At 55.9% G+C, this 21,901-nt stretch carries 12 protein-coding genes; 10 read left to right on the forward strand and 2 right to left on the reverse strand.

All coding sequences use genetic code 11. The annotated features are described in order from the left end of the window. The 3 genes from CEE69_RS32325 to CEE69_RS01530 all read left to right on the forward strand — a co-directional run bounded on the left by CEE69_RS32325 (position 1) and on the right by CEE69_RS01530 (position 1,497). Positions 1 to 162, forward strand: coding sequence for a hypothetical protein (locus CEE69_RS32325; protein ID WP_158230943.1), 162 nt, complete (start codon positions 1 to 3; stop codon positions 160 to 162). Between the two features lie 184 nt (positions 163 to 346). Beyond that, a complete protein-coding gene (locus CEE69_RS32725) occupies positions 347 to 514 on the forward strand; it encodes a hypothetical protein (protein WP_199169778.1) in 168 nt (55 codons plus the stop codon). Between the two features lie 323 nt (positions 515 to 837). Beyond that, positions 838 to 1,497, forward strand: coding sequence for a 3-keto-disaccharide hydrolase (locus CEE69_RS01530; protein WP_099258804.1), 660 nt, complete (start codon positions 838 to 840; stop codon positions 1,495 to 1,497). Between the two features lie 120 nt (positions 1,498 to 1,617). On the opposite strand, the gene CEE69_RS01535 is transcribed toward CEE69_RS01530, so the two are convergent. Beyond that, positions 1,618 to 3,651, reverse strand: a complete 2,034-nt coding sequence (locus CEE69_RS01535; RefSeq protein WP_233214491.1) for a right-handed parallel beta-helix repeat-containing protein — start codon at positions 3,649 to 3,651, stop codon at positions 1,618 to 1,620. A 436-nt stretch (positions 3,652 to 4,087) separates the two neighbouring features. Between CEE69_RS01535 and CEE69_RS01545 the strand changes: the two genes are divergently transcribed. The 6 genes from CEE69_RS01545 to CEE69_RS01570 all read left to right on the forward strand — a co-directional run bounded on the left by CEE69_RS01545 (position 4,088) and on the right by CEE69_RS01570 (position 17,860). Next, the gene (locus tag CEE69_RS01545; RefSeq protein WP_099258807.1) at positions 4,088 to 7,504 is read left to right on the forward strand and encodes a coiled-coil domain-containing protein; all 3,417 of its coding nucleotides are present in this window, start codon (positions 4,088 to 4,090) and stop codon (positions 7,502 to 7,504) included. 333 nt (positions 7,505 to 7,837) lie between these two features. After that, positions 7,838 to 11,545: a DUF1592 domain-containing protein gene (locus CEE69_RS01550; protein WP_099258808.1), complete on the forward strand. Its 3,708-nt coding sequence runs from the start codon at positions 7,838 to 7,840 to the stop codon at positions 11,543 to 11,545. Positions 11,546 to 11,580: 35 nt separating this feature from the next. Then, positions 11,581 to 12,921, forward strand: coding sequence for a DUF1552 domain-containing protein (locus tag CEE69_RS01555; protein WP_099258809.1), 1,341 nt, complete (start codon positions 11,581 to 11,583; stop codon positions 12,919 to 12,921). Next, a complete protein-coding gene (locus tag CEE69_RS01560; protein WP_099258810.1) occupies positions 12,921 to 14,408 on the forward strand; it encodes an ankyrin repeat domain-containing protein in 1,488 nt (495 codons plus the stop codon). The genes CEE69_RS01555 and CEE69_RS01560 overlap by 1 nt, the downstream gene beginning before the upstream one ends. A gap of 160 nt (positions 14,409 to 14,568) precedes the next feature. Further along, a complete protein-coding gene (locus CEE69_RS01565) occupies positions 14,569 to 16,008 on the forward strand; it encodes a sulfatase-like hydrolase/transferase (protein ID WP_099258811.1) in 1,440 nt (479 codons plus the stop codon). A gap of 55 nt (positions 16,009 to 16,063) precedes the next feature. Further along, positions 16,064 to 17,860, forward strand: a complete 1,797-nt coding sequence (locus CEE69_RS01570; protein WP_099258812.1) for an arylsulfatase — start codon at positions 16,064 to 16,066, stop codon at positions 17,858 to 17,860. Between the two features lie 38 nt (positions 17,861 to 17,898). On the opposite strand, the gene CEE69_RS01575 is transcribed toward CEE69_RS01570, so the two are convergent. After that, positions 17,899 to 20,226: an alpha/beta hydrolase family protein gene (locus tag CEE69_RS01575; protein WP_233214492.1), complete on the reverse strand. Its 2,328-nt coding sequence runs from the start codon at positions 20,224 to 20,226 to the stop codon at positions 17,899 to 17,901. Here CEE69_RS01575 and CEE69_RS01580 point away from each other — a divergent pair. Further along, positions 20,210 to 21,541 (forward strand): PQQ-binding-like beta-propeller repeat protein, encoded by a 1,332-nt coding sequence (locus CEE69_RS01580; protein WP_099258813.1) that lies wholly within the window; start codon positions 20,210 to 20,212, stop codon positions 21,539 to 21,541. The genes CEE69_RS01575 and CEE69_RS01580 overlap by 17 nt on opposite strands. The last annotated feature ends 360 nt before the right edge of the window (positions 21,542 to 21,901 follow it).

Consider the following 21,901-nt stretch of genomic DNA (forward strand, 5'->3'; position numbering starts at 1 on the left):
GTGTTTCCTCTCATCTTCGAGACAGCCGTGGAATGGATCTGGCCGATCGCGTTGCTATGGCTAACCAGCGGACCAGTTCCGTCGCCGCCCAAACCATTTCAAACGTTCAAGCCTCCATCCAAGCACACCGCTTGGAGTTCGATGGACATCCACTCGGAGTGAATCAAATCGCATGCCGATGAGCTGATTTTTGACTTCCCTTGCGGGCGAAAAACGGAGCTGCAGGCGAAAAATGGAACTGGCTCGAACCTGAACATCTGCTCGGCGCACAAATCGCTGTCATCGTCGAGTGAAATCCGATCACGCGATGATCGGGATCGAAACCACTTCACAAAGGAGACCTCTCATGTCTGTTTCAAAAGACTCACCTCAAGTCGGCGACATGTACCGATGCGTGAACTGCCAAATGGAGATTCATGTGACCAAAGGCTGCGACTGCGAGGGCTGCGAACCCGAATTTCGTTGTTGCGGCAAACCATTGGAAAAAGTCACCGAGCCACCGGCCAACAGTTGAGGTCGCCGCTCGAATGTTCACAGAAGCCGGTCGCAATCTGCAGCTGACAAAAAATCCAACGCAACGTCGCGAAGTCCCTCCTCAAAAGGTTTCGAAAACAACCACATCAGCCGTTTGGGCGTTAGTCCCGGTTGTCCACGAAAAATGCCAGAAACACCCAGGAGACTCGCTTTCCCGAATGAATCCCGCATGCTTGTCTCGCGTTCGCCCCTCAGTCTATGGACAAACGCAACCGCGGTAGTTTTAATCATTCGACACCGGCCTGTTCGACAACGCGTCTCAGGCGGGTTGTCTTTCCAATTCAGTCACATCAGAGAAACAACATGACGAACCTTGTTCATTCGCTCCGCTATCCGATGGGGCTCGCCCTCGCACTGTGCGTTTCATTTGCAGGCCTCAGTGTTTCAGGGGAAGACGACGCGAAAGGCGACGAGTCGGCCAAGTGGACAACTCTGTTCGACGGTGAAACGCTGGAAGGCTGGGAGAAAGTCGGACGAGACGACAGCAAATGGGAAGTTGTTGACGGCGTGATCAAAGGCACCGGTGGAGTGTCGATGTTGGTCAACACATCGGGACCGTACAAGAATTTCCGCTACCGCGCGGAAGTTAAAATCAACGACGGCGGCAACTCGGGCGTTTACTTTCGCACCACACGCAAACCCGGTTTCATGGACGGCTATGAAGCCCAAGTCGACAGCACCCATACCGATCCCATTCGCACCGGTTCGCTATACGGTTTCTGCCATGTGTACCCACAGTTGGTCAAACCAGACACCTGGTTCACCTACGAGATCGAAGTCAAAGACGACAACTGGCGCGGACGCGACATGACTCGCATCAAGATCACCGTCGATGGCAACGAGTTGTACGAATACATGGACTTCGAAAAGACCTACGGCCCCGGCCACTTCGCATTCCAACAACACGACCCGGGCAGCATCGTGCACATCCGAAAATCGGAAGTCATGCCACTGGACGACTAGTTCATTCTTTGGACTACAAAAGAGCGCCGTCTTTCAAGGCAACCGCTCCAGCATCGTCTGAATCCAACAGCGGCGATCACTCCGCCGCTGTTGGAACCATCGCTAGCGATCCAAATCGGACTACGCGTAATAGATGGCGATGAAGCGTTGATCCTTGAACGTCGTGTTGGCATCCAAAACTAAAACGCCATCTTCGTCGTTGTAGATCGCGGTTCCTTGGCGAGTGTAGATGGTCTCGTTTGCTTTGAAGAACGATTCGGAGATATCGATCAGGCCGGAACTGGCATTGAATATCGCGCCACCGTAAACGTTCGCTTGATTGAACATTAAGTTCGTATCAACGATGTTGGTCGATCCTTCGTTGTAGATGGCTCCTCCACTGGAGAGACTAACGTTGTTGTTGAGAACGGAATCAATGATGGTGGCCTGTCCGCCCAGGATCGCTAAACCTCCGCCATTTGCTCCAGAACTATTGCCGTCGAAACGGCTGTCCAACAGGTTGAGTGAGCTGCCGTCAAAGAAAATTCCGCCTCCCCTTGAAGCGGTGTCATTGTCGATGAATTTCGTGTCGGTGATCTGGGCGTTTGATCCACCCAAAATGCTGGTTCCGCCCCCATCGCCATACACCACCGTGTTTCGGACGAAGCGACTGTCCTCGATTTCCAGCGAACTGTCGTAGCTGAAGAGCCCGCCACCGGCGTAGAACGTCGAATTTTCAGCGATCACACTGTCAGTGATTTCGACATTGGAATAGTTTTCGATGTAGATACCACCTCCGCCGCTTTGCGAAGTATTGTTCGCGATATTGGAATCTTCGATTGAGGCAACACTATTGTTGATGATCATTCCCCCGGCATTGTTGGGTGCTTCGTTGTAGGCAACACTGCTGTCCGTCAGTTGAAGAGACGAGCTCCCAAGGATAGCCAATCCACCTCCATCAGATTCCCAAACGGAGTTGTCCAAGATTCGGCTGTCGTCGATGCTGATGTCGACGGCATAAACAAAAATAGCGGCACCGATGTATCGCGTTCGATTGGATTTGATGACAGTATCTTGAATGTCCACTGTCGAGAGATCGTCCGCGTAGATCCCGCCGCCGGCGCTCCCGGACTCGTTCTCTTTGACTCGGCTGTCAGCGATGGTGACGCTGCTACCTTTCACATAGACCGCACCTCCATCGATCGAAGAAGTGTTGTTGGAGAGGTTGCTGTCGACAATCGATCCAGTGCTCTGGCCGAGCAAAGAGATCGCTCCACCACTACCTTCGATGGATTCATTTCCGGTCAGGGCCGAGTCGACGACCGAGATACTGCTTTCAAACACGAAGACTCCACCGCTCGCATACCTGGCTGAGTTATTGAGGATTTTTGAATCCAGGATGGACACATTGGAAGCTCGTTCGGCATACACTCCCCCGCCACCACTGCCGGCGACGTTGTCTTTGATCTGAGTGTTACTGATCGACAGTAGGGCGTCTTCGACGAAGATTGCCCCAGCATTGGATGCTGCGGAATTGTTCTTCAGCGTTGAATCAACCACGTTGACCGAGGATTGCGGAGTCGTCCGGATTGCCCCGCCATCCCCCTGCGTCACCTCGTTGTCTTTTAGTACCGAGTCTCTGACCGTGAACGCACCAGTGTTGAACACTGCACCGCCGGCATAGACAGCGGAGTTGTCAGTTAAGATTGAATCCAAAATCTCCAAGCTGCCTTGGTTGAACACTGCACCACCGATTCCCGCAGATCCGCCGGTTAGCTTGAACCCTTGAACGGTAGCATCCGAGTCCGCAGACACGTCGATTGCACGCTTGTCTGCACTGACTGCTTGACTGGCATCGAGAGTGGCCGTGCCATTGAGGCTTTGAATCAAGAGATGACCGCTGGCATCATTGATATACAACGGCGAATTCAGCTCATAGTTGCCCGACGGAACACTGATGATGTCATCGCCGGGTGTATTCGCGGCGACGACGACTGCCTCGCGAATGCTGGTGACTCCATCGTTTGGATCGATGCTGTCGTTAAAAGTATCGACCATGACTGCCAGCAACCTTCGGTCTTCCATTGTCTCAAGCTGCAGTCTGCGACGTCGCTTGCTCGTTTGCTTTTTGCTCTGAGTGCTGAAAGGCCGCTTGATCATCTCGGAAATCTGCATGTGAATCCGATCTCGTGCAAAGAGGGGTGTGGGGACAACCATCTGGACGAACCTATCGGGCAAGGTTTCACAAGTCAAACAAAAATGCTCGATGTGAACACGTGGCCATCGAGCATGGCAGCGGATGTTCGATGGTCTCTTTTTGACGTGCGGCAGACCGGTGCGAACCTCAGTGTTTGCATCAAATACTGGCGAGAGTACTGACCCACTTCAGACGCCAGAAACTCACTGAACAACAAACCGATGCACCGATTTCGAACGGCGCAAATCGCCATCTGATGGTTCAATCGCCTGCCCCATCTGACTCATTTAGATTCTTTGAGAAACCGTGAGGGGATCCTTGGGGTCTTCACGCAGGTTCGTCTGTTCCGGGCTTTCGCTCATTGCGAATCAGGCCCTCCATCGCATCAGACCCTGGCTGTGAAAAGACGATCCCATGACGAACTTCATCGCAACAAAACTGCGTGGCACGCCAAAAAACAAGAAGAATCGCCGCGGCAAGAAGAGCCGACGTCGTGAACGCGTGCTCTCGATGGAGGCACTGCAATCTCGCGAATTGATGGCGGCGGACTTTTCCTGGCTCGGTGACACGTTGCAAGTCCGAGGGACAGACGGCAACGATTTTATCGCCGTGCAAAACGACGTCACCGGAACCCGAGTCTTTGCCGGCGACACGATTCAATCTGAATTGGAAGGTCGCCCGTTCGCGGAGGCTTCTCGCATCAAAGTTGCGGGCGGCGACGGCGACGATGTCTTGTTCAGCTATCAGTCCGAGATCCCTGTCAGCCTGTTTGGTGAGTCAGGAAACGACTTCTTGTTCTCCGACCAAGCAACCGCGGCGATGGATGGCGGTGAAGGTCTGGATTGGATCTACGATTCACAATTGGAAGGTGTCTGGGAAGACGCACTCGGGGTCGAAGGTTTCGACTTGGACCTGAGCGATCTGGATGCGGTGCCCCAGTTTGACTCCAACGACCGAATCAGCTTGCAAGTCGAACTGGACGGACGAACTGAAATCGCGGGTCAACTCATCGACGTCTCTGGCGCGGTTGAGGTCAGCGAATCAGGAGTCAACGTTCACGTCGCTGGATCCGTGGACTCTTGGTCAGATGCTTTTGGCGTCGCTGGATTGGAACTGAAAGACACGCAAATCGTCCTCGACACCAGCTCGGATGAGTTGGCGGGAGATGCCTACCGCGTTCACGTCGATTCGCACCTGGATACCGACGGAACTTTGATCGGCATCGCCGGTACCGTTGATCTGGCTCCGGAAACCGTGGACGCATCGTTCACCGGAAGCATTGAAAACTGGGGCGATGCGTTTGGCATCGATGACTTGGATTTGCAACAAGCCGAGCTTTCGATCAGCGGATCCGTTGACGAGCAATCGGATTCCGAATTCAGCATTGAAATCGGCGCCGACATGTTGATCGATTCGACTCTCGTGGCGGTCGCCGGCGTTCTCCACATCTCCCCCGAACGCATCGACGCTCAACTGAGTGGCTCCGTCGAAAACTGGGCAAATGCTTTCGGAATCGAACAACTCTCGCTGAGCAACGCTCACCTGAACGTCGTCGCATCCACGGATCGCAAAGAGGACCATCGCGTTGCGGTTGGCATCCAGGCGGACATGCGAGTGGAAAACACGGACGTTGAAGTGGCGGGAAGTGTCGAGATCACACCAGACAACATCGACGTGGTGATGACAGGCAACGTTCCCCACTGGGACGATGCCTTTGGGTTCGATGACCTTGATTTGGAGGATGCCAACTTGACCGTTCTGGCGTCGACCGATCGAGAGGGTTCGCAAGAACTGTATGTTGATGTCGACGCTGACATGGATCTGTTCGGTACCTATGTCGGCATCGGCGGCATGATTCAGCTCACACCCAACGGAGTCAGCACGAACTTGTCAGGGACCGTTGCGGGAGATTGGGCCGGGGCGTTTGGCATCGATGCGTTGCAATTGAGAGACACTGAGTTGTCGATCGCACACGATCCCACCGACGGTGACGAGTCTGGATTCAACATTGAGCTGGACACGGACTTGGAGCTGTTTGGGAGCTACGTCGATGTGGTCGGAAACCTCGATTTCAGCTTGAGTGGCGTGTCGGTGAGCCTTTCTCCTCCGGGAGAATTGGAACTTGAGAACCTGCTGGGTATCTCCGGATTTTCGCTCAGCAGTGCCGACGTCACGCTCGACGCTGGAACCGACGGGATGAGCCTGTCCTTGGACGCGACGATGGACATGGGAAGCGTGGACGTCGACTTCGAAGGCCTGTTCTCCATCAGCCAAGACGAAGTTTCCGCAAGTCTCACGGGCAGCATTGACCGGTGGGACGATGCGTTTGATGTCTCCGGTTTGAATCTCGAAGACGTGGTCATGACCGTGGGTGCCGAAAAGAGTGCGGCTGGCGCGAGCATGTTCATCGGTTTGGGAGCCGGCATCAGCATCGGTGCCAAAGAGATCGAAGTCGCTGGGTTGGTCGGCGTCGGAACAACCGGATGGGAAGTCGCTTTCCGCGGCAGCATTGATGTGCTGGCGAGCACGGACCTGGTCGTCTTCGCCAACACGATGACCCGAGCAGGTGATCCGGATGCGAAGCCCATCCCAAGCGATGCCCTTGGCGATTTCGAAATGCAAGACGCGTACATCAACTTCGCTCCTTATGGTGGCAACGAAGCTCTCGGCATCACCGACGGGTTTGGGATTGGTGGTGAGTTCTACAAGGATGGCGAACTGCTCGCCGCTGGTGAGTTCGTCGTCGACCTGGAAACGCTCTCGTTCGAAGTTGGCTTGAACATTCCCGAGATTGAACTGGGGCCGGTGGATCTAAGCGACGTCATCGTTGACATCCGCATCGCGACGGGCGACTCGTATTTTCGCGTTGCCGGGTCGGCTGAGATGATGGGAGCGGAAGTCAGTTTGGAAGGCATGATCCAATCGGATGGCGACTTCTCGCTGACCGGAACTGCGAACGTGGACGTTGCCGGCTTGGATGCTTCGGTGACATTCACCGTGGACAACTCCGGCATGCAGTTCGAAGCGATCGTTCAAGGGACGCTGTTCAACAACGTCACCAATGCCGTCACCGGTGAGATGCTCGAAGCGGCGCAGAGTGTGCAAACGAAGATCGACAATGCTCAAGCGGTCGTTGCGACGGCAAAAAGCAACGTGGACAAACTGAACACAGAACTGGCCGAAGCGAAGGCAGAGGCACAGAAGGAGATCGACGAGATCCAATCGAAACTGGATTCGGCCAAAAGCATCGTGGACAGTGCTCGAGCCAGCAAAGATTATTGGTACCGAGTCCGCAAGTCACGCTACAACGCATGGCGAAGTGCTCAGGCCGCGACCAAACGTGCGGCTTGGTACAACTACGCATCCTACAAAGCAAAGGAAGTTGCCAAGTACGCCAGCTACAAATACGCCGCAACGGTTTACTCCGCGAAAGTGGTGACGTATCACGCGACTTCGGCAACGTACAACACCATTCGCAACTCGGCGGGTTGGGTGCTGGACAACGTTGGTGTCGAAGCCAACCCCGAAGTGTTGCGAATCAAAGCTCTGCTGGCCGCCGGGAACTTGGCCGTCAATTCAGCGGAAGCGATTCTGAATGGAATCGAAGATGCCAACGCACACGTCCTGCGAGGCTTGGAGATCGCCAATAGCCTGGAGGTCAATCACGTTTTGCTCTCCGGCAATGTCTCCAACTACGTCAGCGCCGGAGTGCACGCGGAGATCGACTTCAGCTTCAACGGCTACAACCAAACGATCGGACTGAGCCTGAACACCGATCGTTTGGTGCAAGACCTGACGAAGAAGTTGGCTGGATCGGCCCTGGGTTTCTAAGTGAAACGGGTTGCCAAAATCGGCCTGCCGCGGATGACGCTCGTTGCAGGCCGAGCGGTTTATTGGGGCCAGCATCTGAGAAAACTGAGCTCGGGGACTTCGAAGTAGTCTCACGCAACGGGGAATGCGATCCTGATGGCCGCGAATAAGGGGCAATGCAGCCCCTTTCCGGGTGCATTAGACCGGCTGATCGAGTAGGATGGACCGCGAACTTTTGGTCGTGGGTGCGGTCGCTCCCTCGTCCCAAAAAACGGCGAGCAGATTGCATCCGACGACTCGCTGGTCATTCCTGTTCTCGTCTCATCCGCTTGGATCCTCCCCAAGAGAACTCCTTTGCTTCGCCCCGCCTTTGTCTTTGCCGTCTTGTTGATTTTTGGGTTCGTTGAACCCTCGTTGGGTGACGATTCGAAGGACCAATCCGAGCCGATTCAAGCGGTCGATTGCAGCACGCTGAACGGCAAAGTGATGTGCGGCTACCAAGGATGGTTCAACTGCGACGGAGACGGCGCTGGACTTGGTTGGCGACATTGGGGGCGCGACTCGCGCAAGCCCCTTGGTCCGGGCAATGTCACGGTCGACCTTTGGCCGGACATGTCGGAATACTCCCCGGAAGAACGCTTTGCCACCAAGTTCAAGCATTCCGACGGCAGCGTCGCGGAAGTGTTCAGCAGTGCCAATGAACAAACCGTTCGGCGTCACTTCGAATGGATGCGAGAGTACGGAATCGATGGTGCGTTTGTCCAACGGTTCGCCACCTCGCTGCGATCTCCCGCCAGCCTCTCGAATCGAACGGCGATTTTGAATCACTGTCGTCGCGGCGCCGAAGAGAACGGGCGAGCCTTCGCCGTCATGTATGACTTGTCGGGGCTTCGAGAAGGAGAACTCGACATCGTTCGCAAGGACTGGGCTCGCTTGGTCAACGATGACGCGATCACCGACAGCGACTCTTACTTGCATCACAACGGCATGCCCCTCGTTGCGATTTGGGGTGTCGGTTTCGCCGAACGACACCAACCCGGTGCTTACACGCTGGATGATTGCAAATCGTTGATCGCTCAACTGAAACAAGCTGGCTGCAGCATCATGCTGGGTGTGCCGACCGGATGGCGAGAACTTGAGCGAGACTGCGTGACCGACCCCGCCGTTCGAACGATCTTCGAGATGGCGGATGTGCTTAGCCCGTGGACACCTGGACGCTATCGCAACCCAGAACAAGCCCAACGACATGCTGAGCAAACTTGGCAACCGGATCAACAGGAATGCGATGCCAACCGACAAGGCTACCTGCCCGTCGTCTTCCCCGGTTTCAGTTGGTTCAATCTTCGCAACGGGCAGGCTCCTCTGGATGACATCCCGCGATTGGAAGGCCAATTCCTTTGGTCGCAAATCGTGGCGGCGAAGAAAGCCGGAGCCAAGATGCTGTATGTCGCAATGTTTGACGAAGTCGATGAAGCGACGGCGATTTTCAAATGCACCAACGATCCACCGCAGGGACGCGACGCAGAATTCTTGACATACGAAGGTTTGCCCAGCGATCACTACCTCAAGATTGTCGGCCGAGCGGCTCAGTTGCTACGCGACGAGATTGCTCCCACCGAGACTCTGCCCAAGGAATGGATGACCGCCCAAGTCGGCACGTCTGAGAGCGGTGATGCTGCGAGCGATCCCGTTCAACCGACTGCATTGAAAGAGAAACAGCTGGTCTCGGACGATCTTTCTGCGATTCGCGAATTTGTTTCCGATCAGTGCTTGGATTGTCACACAGGAAACGATGCCGAAGCGGGATTGGATTTGCATGCGTTTGATTTCGGTGCCGATCAGTTCACGCAACCTGACTTCGCGACGGCTGAATGGGAACAGATTCTTCGACGCGTCAACACACGCCAGATGCCGCCGCCGGATTACGGCCAACCCGACGAGACAACCTACTCTCAAGTAACAGCCTCGTTGGTTTCGATTCTCGATCATCACGCCCAGCAGTTCCCACGACCGGGCCGAGTGGGAGCGATGCGGCGGATGACCCGTGTGGAGTATCAAAACGCGATCCGTGATTTGCTGGCGGTGACCATTGATGCATCGGACTACCTTCCCAAAGACGAATCCAGTCACGGTTTTGATAACATCACCGTCGAGGAACTCTCTCCGACTCACTTGAACCGCTACGTGTCGGCCGCGCAAAAAATCGCTCGCGTGGCCGTCGGAGGCTTGGGCAACGGCCCCGCCGGAGTGACGATTCGGTTGCCGGCCGACCGTTCGCAAGAAAAGCATGTTGAAGGCTTGCCGTTTGGAACCCGCGGCGGCGTGTTGTTCGATCAACACTTCCCGCAAACGGGTGAGTACGAAATCGAATTGAAATTGACTCGCGACCGAGACGAACAAGTCGAGGGTTTGCATCGCGAACACGAAATCGATGTGCTGGTCGATCGTGCTCGAGTCCACCAGTTCAAGGTGTATCCACCCAAGAAGACCGGCAAGTACGGCGGTCCCGATTACACGCATTCGGATTCTCACCTGAAACAGCGTCTGCACTTCGACGCCGGCCGGCATTCGATTGGCGTCACCTTTCCCAAGACGTTCTCGTCGCTGACCGAGGGCAAACGACAGCCATTTGATGCCAACTTCAATCGGCACCGCCATCCACGCCTGACGCCGGCGATCTATCAGGTTTCGATCGTGGGCCCGTTTGCTCCGGAAGGTCCCGGCATCACCACCAGTCGCCAAGCAATCTTCGGCGAGAACTGGTCTGGTGAAAACGCCGACCGGGACGAAGCGGAAAAGATTCTCTCGCGGTTGGCTCGCCGAGCCTATCGCCGTCCCGCCACGGATGAGGAGCTGGCGTTGTTGATGGACTTCTTTGACGAAGGTTTCTCAGCCGGCAAGTTTGATGAGGGCATCGAGTCCGCTCTCACTGCGTTGTTGGTCAACCCAAACTTCCTGTTCCGGATTGAATCCGTTGATCCGGATGCCTCGGCAACACAAGAAAAGAATGTTGTCGCCGTCAATGATAATGAGTTGGCGTCTCGATTGGCGTCGTTCTTGTGGAGCAGTTTGCCCGACGAAGAATTGTTGGACCTCGCCGACGCCAAGCAATTGCGAAACGATGACGTGCTGGCGGGACAAGTCGCAAGAATGCTGGACGATCCTCGTGCCAATTCGCTCGTCAGGAATTTCGCTTCGCAGTGGTTGCAGTTACGCAACTTGGATTCGATCACGCCTGACCTGCGTTTGTTCCCCGACTTCGATGACAACCTTCGGCAGTCTTTTCAACGCGAGACGCAATTGTTGTTTCAGGACGTATTGACGAACGATCGAAGCGTCACCGATCTGATCGCTTCGCAAGACACCTTTTTGAACGAACGTTTGGCCACGCATTACGGGATCCGAGGCGTCACCGGAAGTCATTTCCGCCGCGTCAAAGTTTCACCGGAGTCACATCGTGGCGGCATCTTGCGGCACGGCAGCATTCTGATGGTCACCTCGTACGCCACGCGAACTTCGCCAACGATTCGCGGCAACTGGGTGATGGAAAACATCTTCGGAACTCCGGCTCCTCCACCACCACCGAACGTTCCCAACTTGAAAGAGAAAGACACGCTCGCGGCGATGACAGTCCGCGAGCGGCTGGCCATGCACCGAGCCAATCCGACTTGTGCGAGTTGCCATGACTTGATCGATCCGCTTGGGTTCGCACTCGAAAACTTTGACGCGGTCGGACGGTGGCGACAATTTGAAGGCACGCTGGATGTCGATTCGTCGGGCCAACTCCCAGATGGTACCGAGTTGCAATCGGTCGATGAACTGGAAGCCGGCATCGTCGCTCGCCCGGACATCTTTGCTCAAACCGTCGCCGAAAAACTGATGACATACGCACTCGGACGAGCCGTCGAGCCACACGATGGACCGGCAATCCGCCGCATCGTTCGTGGTGCAGCGCAGTCCAACTACACGCTGGCTTCTTTGATCAACGGCATCGTTCTAAGCGAGCCGTTTCGGTACCGAGAAATCGCGTCTGAACCGAACAATCGCCACACATCCCGATGATCCGTCACGCTGCCCACTTCTAAACTGGAAGCTCGATGAAACGATCCCATCTCTCTCGCCGAACCTTGCTCCGCGGCACCGGTGCCGCCGTCGCGTTGCCACTGCTGGACGCAATGATTCCCGCGATGACCGCATCAGCGGCGACCGCAGCCGCGCCCAGTCGCCTCAAACGGATTGGTTACATCTACATTCCGATGGGATTCAACCCAGCCGAATGGACTCCCGAAGGTGAAACGCTCGACGAATTGCCATCCAGTTTGTCGCCACTGGAAGACGTGAAGGATCACTTGACCGTGATTTCCAACACGGATTTGCAAAACGCTTACCCCGGTTCCCACGCGACTTCGAACTCGGCGTTTTTGAGTGCGGCGCGTGCCAAGCGAACCGAGAGCAGCGACTACTACAACGGCACCACGGTCGATCAAGTCGCGGCTCGAAAGATTGGTGCGACCACTCAGTTGCCATCGTTGGAACTTTCGATGGACCTGCTGTCCACCGTCGGGCAGTGCGACAATGGTTACGCGTGTGTGTACCAGAACAGTTTGTCTTGGGCTTCTCCGACGCAGCCGTTGCCATCCGAAGCTCACCCGCGAATCGTGTTTGAAAGCTTGTTTGGCGAAGGCGGGACTCCCGAGCAACGCCGAGCCGCGATGCAGAAACGAGCCAGCCTGCTGGATTCGATCAACTTGGAAATCAAGCGAATCAAGAATCGCGTGGGTGCCTCGGACCGCAACAAGATCGATGGCTACCTCGAAAGCATTCGCGAAGTCGAACGCCGGATCCAATTGGCGGAACAAAACAGCGAGGAGAATCCGCTGCCCGATTTGGACCGTCCCGTCGGTGTGCCGACCGCGTACGCTGATCACGCGAAGCTGATGTTCGACCTGCAGTTGCTCGCTTTCCAAGGCGACATCACTCGAGTCGTTTCGTTCCAATTGGCTCGCGAAGCCAGCACGCGAACGTATCCTGAGATCGGCGTGCCTGACCCACACCACCCCGTGACGCACCACGGTCGCGATCCAGAAAAGCTGGCCAAGGTTGCCAAGATCAACCAGTTCCATGTTTCGTTGTTCGCTGACTTCCTCAAGCGGATGGATGAAGTCCCCGAAGGCGACGGGACATTGCTCGATCATTCGCTCTACATGTACGGCAGCGGCATGGGCGATCCGGACGCGCACGACCACAGCAATCTGCCGATCTTGGTGGCTGGTGGTGCCGCCGAAAACATGCGTGGCAATCGTCACCTTCGGTTCAAAGACCCTGAGCCACTGTCGAACTTGCACCTGACGTTGCTCAACAAAATCGGTGTGCCTTTGGAATCGTTCGCGGACAGCACGGGAACGGTCGACGACCTCTTTGATCCGGTGACACTGTGATGCTGCGAATGATCTTGCCGATTACTGGATCGCTCCTGGTTTGTCTTGGCGTCGTCGCGGCGGATCCATCCGATCGGGAATCGACCGAAGTCGCTGGCGCCGAGGTATCAGCATCCGATCACCAGTGGGTTGCCGCGGCGGAACAGCAACGTTGGGATTTGGTTCGAGAATCGTTGGCTGGCGATCGGGTGAACGTCGATGCATCTCAACCCGATGGGATGACGGCGTTGCACTGGGCGGCCTACCACAATCACGCTCGCAGTATCGCGGCACTGGTCGCTGCCGGTGCGGACGTGGATGCGAAAACGCTGTACGAGGTCACGCCACTGAGCCTGGCGTGTGAGTATGGCAATTTTAGAGCAGTGCGAGCCTTGTTGGACGCGGGTGCCGATGCAAACGCGGCTCGACACGGCGGCGAATCGCCGTTGATGTTTGCGGCACGGCAGGGCAACGCGAATGTGGTCCGTTCGCTGATCAAGTCCGGAGCCGACATGGAAGACAAAGAAGCTCGCGGCCAAACCGCGTTGATGTGGGCCTCCGCGGCCGGCAACCTGGATGCCGTCGACGCATTGATCGATGCGGGATGCAACGTTGAAACAACACTGAAGCAGTCCGGGTTGTCAGCACTGATGTTCGCGGCACGACACGGTCAATCCGCAGTGGTCATGCGTTTGCTCGACTCGGGTTTGGACGTCAACACGGTCGCGAACCCCAAACGCAGCGGCGGCCGAAACCCGCGGTCGGGAATGTCGGCGATGATGTTCGCGATTGAAAGCGGGCACCTTCAGTTGGCCTGCGATTTGGTCCGTCGCGGTGCCGATCCGAACGATCAACGCAGCGGATACGCTCCTCTGCACGCGATCACTTGGGTTCGCAAAACGGAGCTGGGCGACAACCCGGAAGGAGACCCGGCACCTCGCATCACCGGATCGATTCACACCTTGGAATTCGTCCGTCAAATGGTGGACCTGGGAGCCGACGTGAATCTGCAGTTGGAGAACGGCAAATCGCGAGGCCAACGTCTCAACCCCAACGGTGCCACACCATTCTTCTTGGCGTCTCGAGGCGCTGACATTGAACTAATGAGTCTGCTTTTGGATTTCGGAGCCAACCCGCTGATTCCCAACGCCGACGGCACCACCGCATTGATGGCGGCGGCCGGTGTCGGCGTGATCGCGGTTGGCGAAGAACCGGGCACGCCCGAAGAAGTTGACAAAGCGATCGAGATGTTGGTTGATCTCGGGATCGATCCCAATGTCGTCGATCGCAACCGAGAAACCGCGATGCACGGCGCCGCGCTGCGAACGTTTCCGACTGCGGTTCGAAAGCTAACTTCGGTCGGCGCTGATCCCAAGATTTGGAACCACAAGAACAAACGTGGATGGACGCCGCTGGACATCGCCGGTGGCAAACGTCCCGGCAGTGTCAAACCGTCCCCGCCAACGATTGAAGCTTTGAAAGAAGCGATTGAAGCTTCTAGCTTCTAGTGGTCCGTCAAAGTTAAAAGTTAGGGTTGATCGTAGTGGACGAGGCCACGAGTCCTTGGATTTGACGCCGGTTCAGGACTCGTGGCCTCGTCCACTACCCTAAAAACAAGTCCTGACAGACCACTAGCTTCTCGCCTCTCGCCTCTCGCCTACCAATTTCGTGAATCGCTCTATTCTTTCGCTTTCGTTTGCATTCTTTGCATCAGTACTCTTCGCTGCCGAACGTCCCAATGTCGTTCTGATTTTGGTGGACGACATGGGATATGGAGACCCGGGATGTTTCAATCCCGACTCCAAGATCGAAACGCCGAACATCGATTCGCTTGCTCGCGATGGGATGCGATTCACCAACGCCCACGCACCCGGACCTCTGTGTCACATGTCGCGGTATGGGCTGATGACGGGACGCTATCCGTTTCGGACCAACGTCAGCGTTTGGCCACGTGAACCTTTGATCGAGCCCGATCAAGCCACGCTGGCTTCGCTTGCCAAATCGCAGGGTTATCGTTCCACGATGATTGGAAAGTGGCACTTGGGATTTGAAGAGCGTGCCAACGAAACCTACGACCGTCCGTTGTTGGGTGGCCCCGTGGACCGCGGCTTTGACCACTTCTTTGGCATCCGAGCCTCCACCGACATTCCGCCTTACTTCTACATCAACGATCGGAAAGCGGTCCATCCGCCAACGGATCGCATCGAAGCCAACGCGAGTGAAGGATGGTCGCCGATTCAAGGTGCGTTCTGGCGAGCCGGCGGCATTGCTCCGGATCTGGAACTGTCCGATGTTTTGCCACACTTCACGGACTTGGCAATCGACACGATCGAAGCTCATCCAAACGCTGACGATGCGACGCCATTGATGCTGTATCTCGCTTATCCCGCTCCCCACACACCTTGGTTGCCCAGTCCTGAATTTGCTGGCAAGAGCCAAGTCGACTCGTACGGTGATTTTGTGATGATGGTCGATCACGAAATTGGACGCGTGCTGGGTGCTCTGAAACAGCAGGACATGGAACGAGACACAATCGTCGTCTTCACCTCAGACAATGGTCCGGTCTGGTACGAGAACGACACAGAGCGATTCCAGCATGACTCGGCCGGCGGTTTTCGAGGGATGAAAGCCGACGCCTGGGAGGCTGGGCACCGGATGCCGTTCATCGTTCGCTGGCCAGGTCGCGCCAACGCATCCAGCAGCACGGATCATCTGGTTTGCTTCACGGATTTGATGGCCACGTTTGCCGACATTTGGGAAACGGAGCTTCCCCAAAACGCTGGACCGGACAGCCACAGTTTTTTGCCGGCGTTGCTTCAACAGCCATTCCAGCCAGACTCAAAGAGAACCGAATTCGTGATGCGGGCCGGAAGCAAATCCACGATGACGATCCGAGAAGGCGATTGGAAATTGATCACCGAACTGGGTTCTGGCGGTTTTTCCAAACCATCACGCATCCCGCCGAAACCCGGTGGCCCGACCGGACAACTTTACAACTTGAAGAACGATCCCGCCGAAGCCAACAACCTCTACCAAGACCATCCTGACATCGTTCAACGGCTTCAGAAACGCATGAAACAAATCGTCGACGATGGCCGCAGTCGCTGAACTCGCCGCTCTTCTGAACAACGCATCCCACCTTTGATTTCCACCTGGTTCCCACATGAAAACCTTCTCTCTCTTTGCCTCCGCAAGCATTCTGTTGTTGGCTTGCTCGGTCCTGTCTTCTCCGTCGGTTTCAGCGGCTGAAACCAACGAGGCGGGTCGTCCCAACGTGATCGTGATCATGAGCGACGATCAAGGCGTCGGCGACTACGGCTTCATGGGCAATCCGCTCATCCGCACGCCTTCGCTGGATCAAATGCGAACGCAGAGCGGATACCTGAGCCGGTTCTATGTCAGCAACGTGTGTGCCCCGACTCGAGCCAGCCTGATGACGGGGCGATACAACTACCGAACGCGTTGCATCGACACGTATGTTGGTCGAGCGATGATGGATCCGGACGAAGTCACGCTGGCAGAACGGCTTAGCGAAGCGGGCTACCAAACCGGCATCTTTGGCAAATGGCATCTGGGCGACAACTACCCCATGCGTCCCATGGACCAAGGTTTCGACGAGAGCTTGATTCACCGTGGCGGCGGTATCGGGCAGCCTTCGGATCCGATTGGAGCCGAAGGCAAGTACACCGACCCGACACTTTTTCACAACGGTGACGAAGTGGCCATGGAAGGTTACTGCACCGACATCTTCTTTGACGCGGCAATTGATTTCGCTCGCAAGCAAACCGAATCGGGAAAACCGTTCTTCAGCTACATCGCCACCAATGCCCCTCACGGTCCGTTCGACGATGTACCAAACGAACTCTATGAGGAATACAAACAGGTCGATTTCTCGCCGATTTTGGTGAACGATCTTCCCGCCAAAAGACGCAGCGCCGAGTTTGACAAACTGGCTCGGATCTCCGCGATGATCACCAACATCGATGAAAACGTCGGCAAACTTTTCGCATCACTCGACAAACTCGGAATTCGCGAAAATACGATTGTGCTTTACCTCAATGACAACGGTCCCAATTCGCGTCGCTTTGTCGGCAACATGCGAGGCAACAAAACACAGGTGGATGACGGCGGCATTCGTTCTCCATTGTTGTTTCATTGGCCTGCGAAAATCGATGCAAGCGACACCACGGATGTGATGCTGGCTCACATCGATTTGATGCCGACGTTGCTCGATGCTTGTGGAGTCGCGGTTCCGGAATCGCCCGCACTCGATGGCAAGAGTTTCCTGCCACTGCTGACCGGCGAAATGGACGACTCCCAGTGGGAAACGCGATCGATTGCCTTTCAAACTCACCGAGGCAACGTTCCTCAGAAATTCCATCATTTCGCGATGCACGAACATCCTTGGAAACTGGTTCATCCCAGTGGCTTTGGCAAAGAACGTTTTGAGGGCGAGCCCAAACTTGAACTGTATAACCTGGAAGAGGATCCCAAGCAGCAAAATGATCTTGCTGACAAACATCCTGAGATCGTTCAGCGGCTCAAAGAGGCTTATTCCAAGTGGTTCGATGATGTTTCCTCGACTCGTCCTGACAACTACGCACCACCTCGGATCGTCATCGGCACCGAGCATGAACCGCAAACGGTTTTGACACGGCAAGATTGGCGGCACTCCAGCGGCCGTCCCTGGGCGAAGAACTCCACTGGCTTCTGGTTGTTGGACGCTCCGGAAGAGAAACGCTACGAGATCGAATTGATCCTGACCGACAAAGATCATCGTGGAGGAACCGCAACACTTCACTTGAATGATGAGACGCACACATTCGATGTCGCACCGGGCGAACGGCGTGGTCATTTCTTGGAAGCAACGATTCCGGCGGGGCCGCATACTCTCTCGGTGACCTTGTCCGATTCCATCAGCGCTGGCGTCCATCAAGTCTTCCTGACGACGCGGGATTAATCGCAAGAGAGTTCTGTTGGCGTTCGCTCAGTCAACCATCAGGGAGCGACACACCATTGGACCAATTCCAAAAGATCGGTTGCCTCCGTTTCAACACGCAACCGATCTTTCGCGTGTTGCTGGACGAAGCCCAGTGATGATGCGATCTGATTGCTTGTGGCCGTTTCTTGCTGGTGCGTTCGCAGCTGCACAACCGCGACGCGTCGTGGCGTGATGCTCGCCAGTAAATCGGGCAAGTCGTAGGCGGTCAAAGCTCCAGCGACCAACGAGTTGGCGTTCACGTCATACAGTTCATGATTGACGATGCTCTGGTAGTCGAGCAGAGAGTCGACGAGCACCAACCACTGGATTTGCTGTTCCATCGCAGTCGCGTGTAACAAGGCTGGCCCAACATCGCCAATCGCGATGGCACCGATCTGGTCTGGTTTTACATCGTCTCGGTTCTGCAAAAAATTCATGACACGAACGGCGTCTCCCGCGTTGATTCCCGCCACGCTTCGTCCTGACATCAACGCATTGAAAAATGGTTGCACGGGAGAGTGCCCTTGCCGGAACTTGTACGTTGTCTCGCCGTATCCGAGCAGGTCCGGTGCCGCGACCACGTACCCGCGTCGCACCAATTCTTCGATCTTTCCACCCGCAGCGGCATCCGTCGTCTTGCCCTCGCCGTGCACGTAGATGATGGCCGGTCGAGTGCCGGGTTCATCGGGAGCAAACACCAACGTCGGAATGATGGTTTCGCCTTCACCCGGCACTCCCCATTTCTCAACCCGGTAACCTTCGCGTTGGTATTGGCCGCGGAAGACCGGAGCCACTGCCGCCTCGGGGTTGCGATAGCCGGACAACCTTGTCGCTTCGCTCAACACCTGCGGAAGATGCTGGTCCAAATCTCGCCGGCTCTCTTCCAGTCTCTCCAGCAGCGGTTTGGCCTCCCGCCGATTGATGCTGAAAACGTTCTCACTTTCGAACGCTGTGGAAACCTGACCGGTTTCCGTGACGGTCAATTCCGCTTCGGTCAAAAACGGGTGGGGCTGCTCTTCCGCGTCTCCTGGCAATTCCAAAAACGTCTGGAAGAACTCGTAGGTGGATTCGTTGTTCTGCTTCGTGAATCCGTGTCCGAAGTCATCTTCCACTTGATCAAACCGCTCGGGATGACCAAGGATTTGAAAGGCACGATGCACTTCGGCGGCCGTTTCACGAGCCCCCTGAATACTGAAGAAGTCTCGCGTCGTGGTGACTTGCAACGTCGGTTTGGGAGCCCGGACTTCCAGCAAGTCCGCATGATCGATTCCCAGCATCGGCCCGTGGTAGAAGACTTGCTCGGCATCTTGTGGCCCGATCGATCCCAACAGGCGACTGATGCTGGTGATGAATCCGGTCGGTGCGACGGCGAGAACCCGTTCGTCCACCGCCCCGATGTAACTGCTTTGCGTGCCACCTCCCGACAATCCCGTGACACCGATGCGATTGGGATCGACTTCGGGCCGAGTTGTCAGGTAGTCGATCGCACGGATGCCATCCCAAATGAAGTAGCGAGCAATCGATCGTCCCGTCAAGAAACACTGCACGCCTGCGTGCGAGTGTTCTCTGGTGGCGGAACCGACCGTCGACTTCCCGGTCTTAGGATCAAAGTATTGCAGCCGTTCGCCTTGTCCTAGCGGATCGATCGCGAAGACCACAAACCCTTTATGGACCAGGTTCAAGATGACGTTCTGGTAAAGGTCTCTCCGGAACGCTTGCGCAGAGTGTCCGATGACTTTCAGGATGGCGGGGCCAGGCTCCTTGTGTCCTTCCGGAATGAAGAGTGCTCCCGTCACGTAAAAATTGGGCATCGACTCAAAGACGATCTTTTCAACTCGGTAGCCGTCTTTCTGCAGTGTGCCTGTGACTCGAGGATTCAGTGGCGATCGATCGGGCCAAGGTCCGAGGATTTGATCAAGCGTCTGCCGAACCTTGAGCTGGCGAGCCTTCCATTCCTCCGCTGTTTTCAGTTTGCCAACTTCGTCTTCACGCGATGCCAAACATTCGCGGGTCATGTCATTGAGATGGTGCACCAGCATCAAACCCGGGTCGCTCCAATCGATCCAAGTCGGACCGTTGGGGTTGCCGCTGTCCAGAACGTTCAGATCCTCCACGACGGGCGGGCCAACAACATTGAGTGTCAGCAAAAAACAGAATGTTTGGATCATCAAGGTGGCTCGCTGTTGGCAGGTCAAATCGTGTTGCGAACGAATTTTATCAGAACCGAACATCGCAGAAACGAATCGCTGCCGCTTGACGACCAATCCATGCGGAACGTCAATTACAATGCTGTCCTTGAGACTCCCTCCCCACTGCCCACCGTGTTTCGTGCAAGCGATCGTCATGACTCGATTGATTTTGAACTCTCTATGCGTCGCCGTTTTCCTCGCGTCGTTGACCAATGCTGCACCGCGTGGATTTGCGCAGTGGCCGGATCGACATGGGCCGAATCTCAACGGCGTGGTCGCTGACGCTGATGCCGAGCAACTGCCGATTCACTGGACGGATACCAAGAACGTTGCCTGGAAGGCTCCTTTGCACGATGAAGGTCACTCGACGCCAGTGATCAGCGACGGAAAGGTTTGGCTGACGACAGCAACCAAGGATGGAAAGCAGCAATTTGTCATCGCGATCGATGAGCAAACTGGCGAGATCCTTCACGACAAATTGCTGTTTGAAAACGAGGAAGTCGAAGAACTCGGCGGTGCTCGCGGATTCAACAACTACGCGGCACCAAGTTGTGTGCTGGGACCAGGGGCCGTTTACGTTCACTTCGGCAGCTATGGAACCGCGAAGCTGGATGCGAAGACTGCTGAAGTGATTTGGCAACGACGCGATTTGCCGTGCCAGCATTTTCGAGGACCAGGTTCCTCGCCTGTTTTGTACGACGACAAGTTGGTGCTGACCTTTGACGGCGTTGACCAGCAATACACCACTGCACTCGATGCCGAAACCGGCAAGGCTCTCTGGCGAACCGATCGCAGCACCGACTACGAAGACCTGGGTGACGACGGAAAACCACTGCGTGACGGGGATATGCGGAAAGCCTACTGCACACCCGCGATCGTCCAAGTTGGCGAGCAAACGCAAGTTCTCTCCGTCGGTGCTCGAGCGATGCAGAGCTACGATCTTGAAACCGGCAAAGAACTTTGGACGCTGCGACACAACAGCTACAACGCTGGCATTCGGCCGCTGTGGTTGCCAGAAAAGAAGCTCGCGATCATCAACACTGGTTCCCGTGGTGCACAGCTTGTCGCGGTTCGCCTAGACGAGTCCACCCAAGGCGACGTCACCGACTCGCACGTCGAATGGGTGCGTGAACGCGGCAACCCTCGTTTCGCCAAACCGATCGAGCACAACGGACTGATCTTCCAAGTCACCGACAACGGTGTGTTGTCGTGCATTGATGTGAACAACGGTGAGGAACTTTGGAAGAAACGTATTTCCGGCGACTACTTGGCGTCGCCGATTCTCGCTGGCGATCGGTTGTACTTCTTCAATCAAAGTGGACTCGGAACAGTCGTGAAGGCTCAGCGAGAACCCGAGATCATCGCGACCAACGACGTGCCAGGGATGGCGACCTCCGCATGCCCTGCCGTCTCCAACAGCGCAATCTTCGTTCGTGGAAAAGAGTTCCTGTTCAAGATCCAAGCCCCCTGAACAACAACGTAGCCGACGGAGGCCCTCTGTCGGCAAAACAGTTCTGCCATGCGATCACATTCGGATGCTCGTGGACTTGTGTCCGCCGGGGAGATCAATCGCTTGCTGCGATTGGTGCGTTCAGGCCGACTGAGAGCCTCAGTCGGCTACATGGTTGCTGGTCGGTGGTTGGCGAGGGTTTGTGGATGGTTGCAGCGGGATGGGGGCCTCACAAGGCGTTGACTTGATCGGCGACGTTACTGAACTGCCATTCGGTGTGTCAGTCGATTCAGGGCGGGCCTCCGCACGATGAGCAACTACGATAGGGGTAGGGAAGTCCGGTTGAGCCGGACTCCCCTCCCTCAGAACCGTACGTGCGGT

The sequence above is a fragment of the Rhodopirellula bahusiensis genome, from assembly GCF_002727185.1.
Lineage (GTDB): Bacteria > Planctomycetota > Planctomycetia > Pirellulales > Pirellulaceae > Rhodopirellula > Rhodopirellula bahusiensis.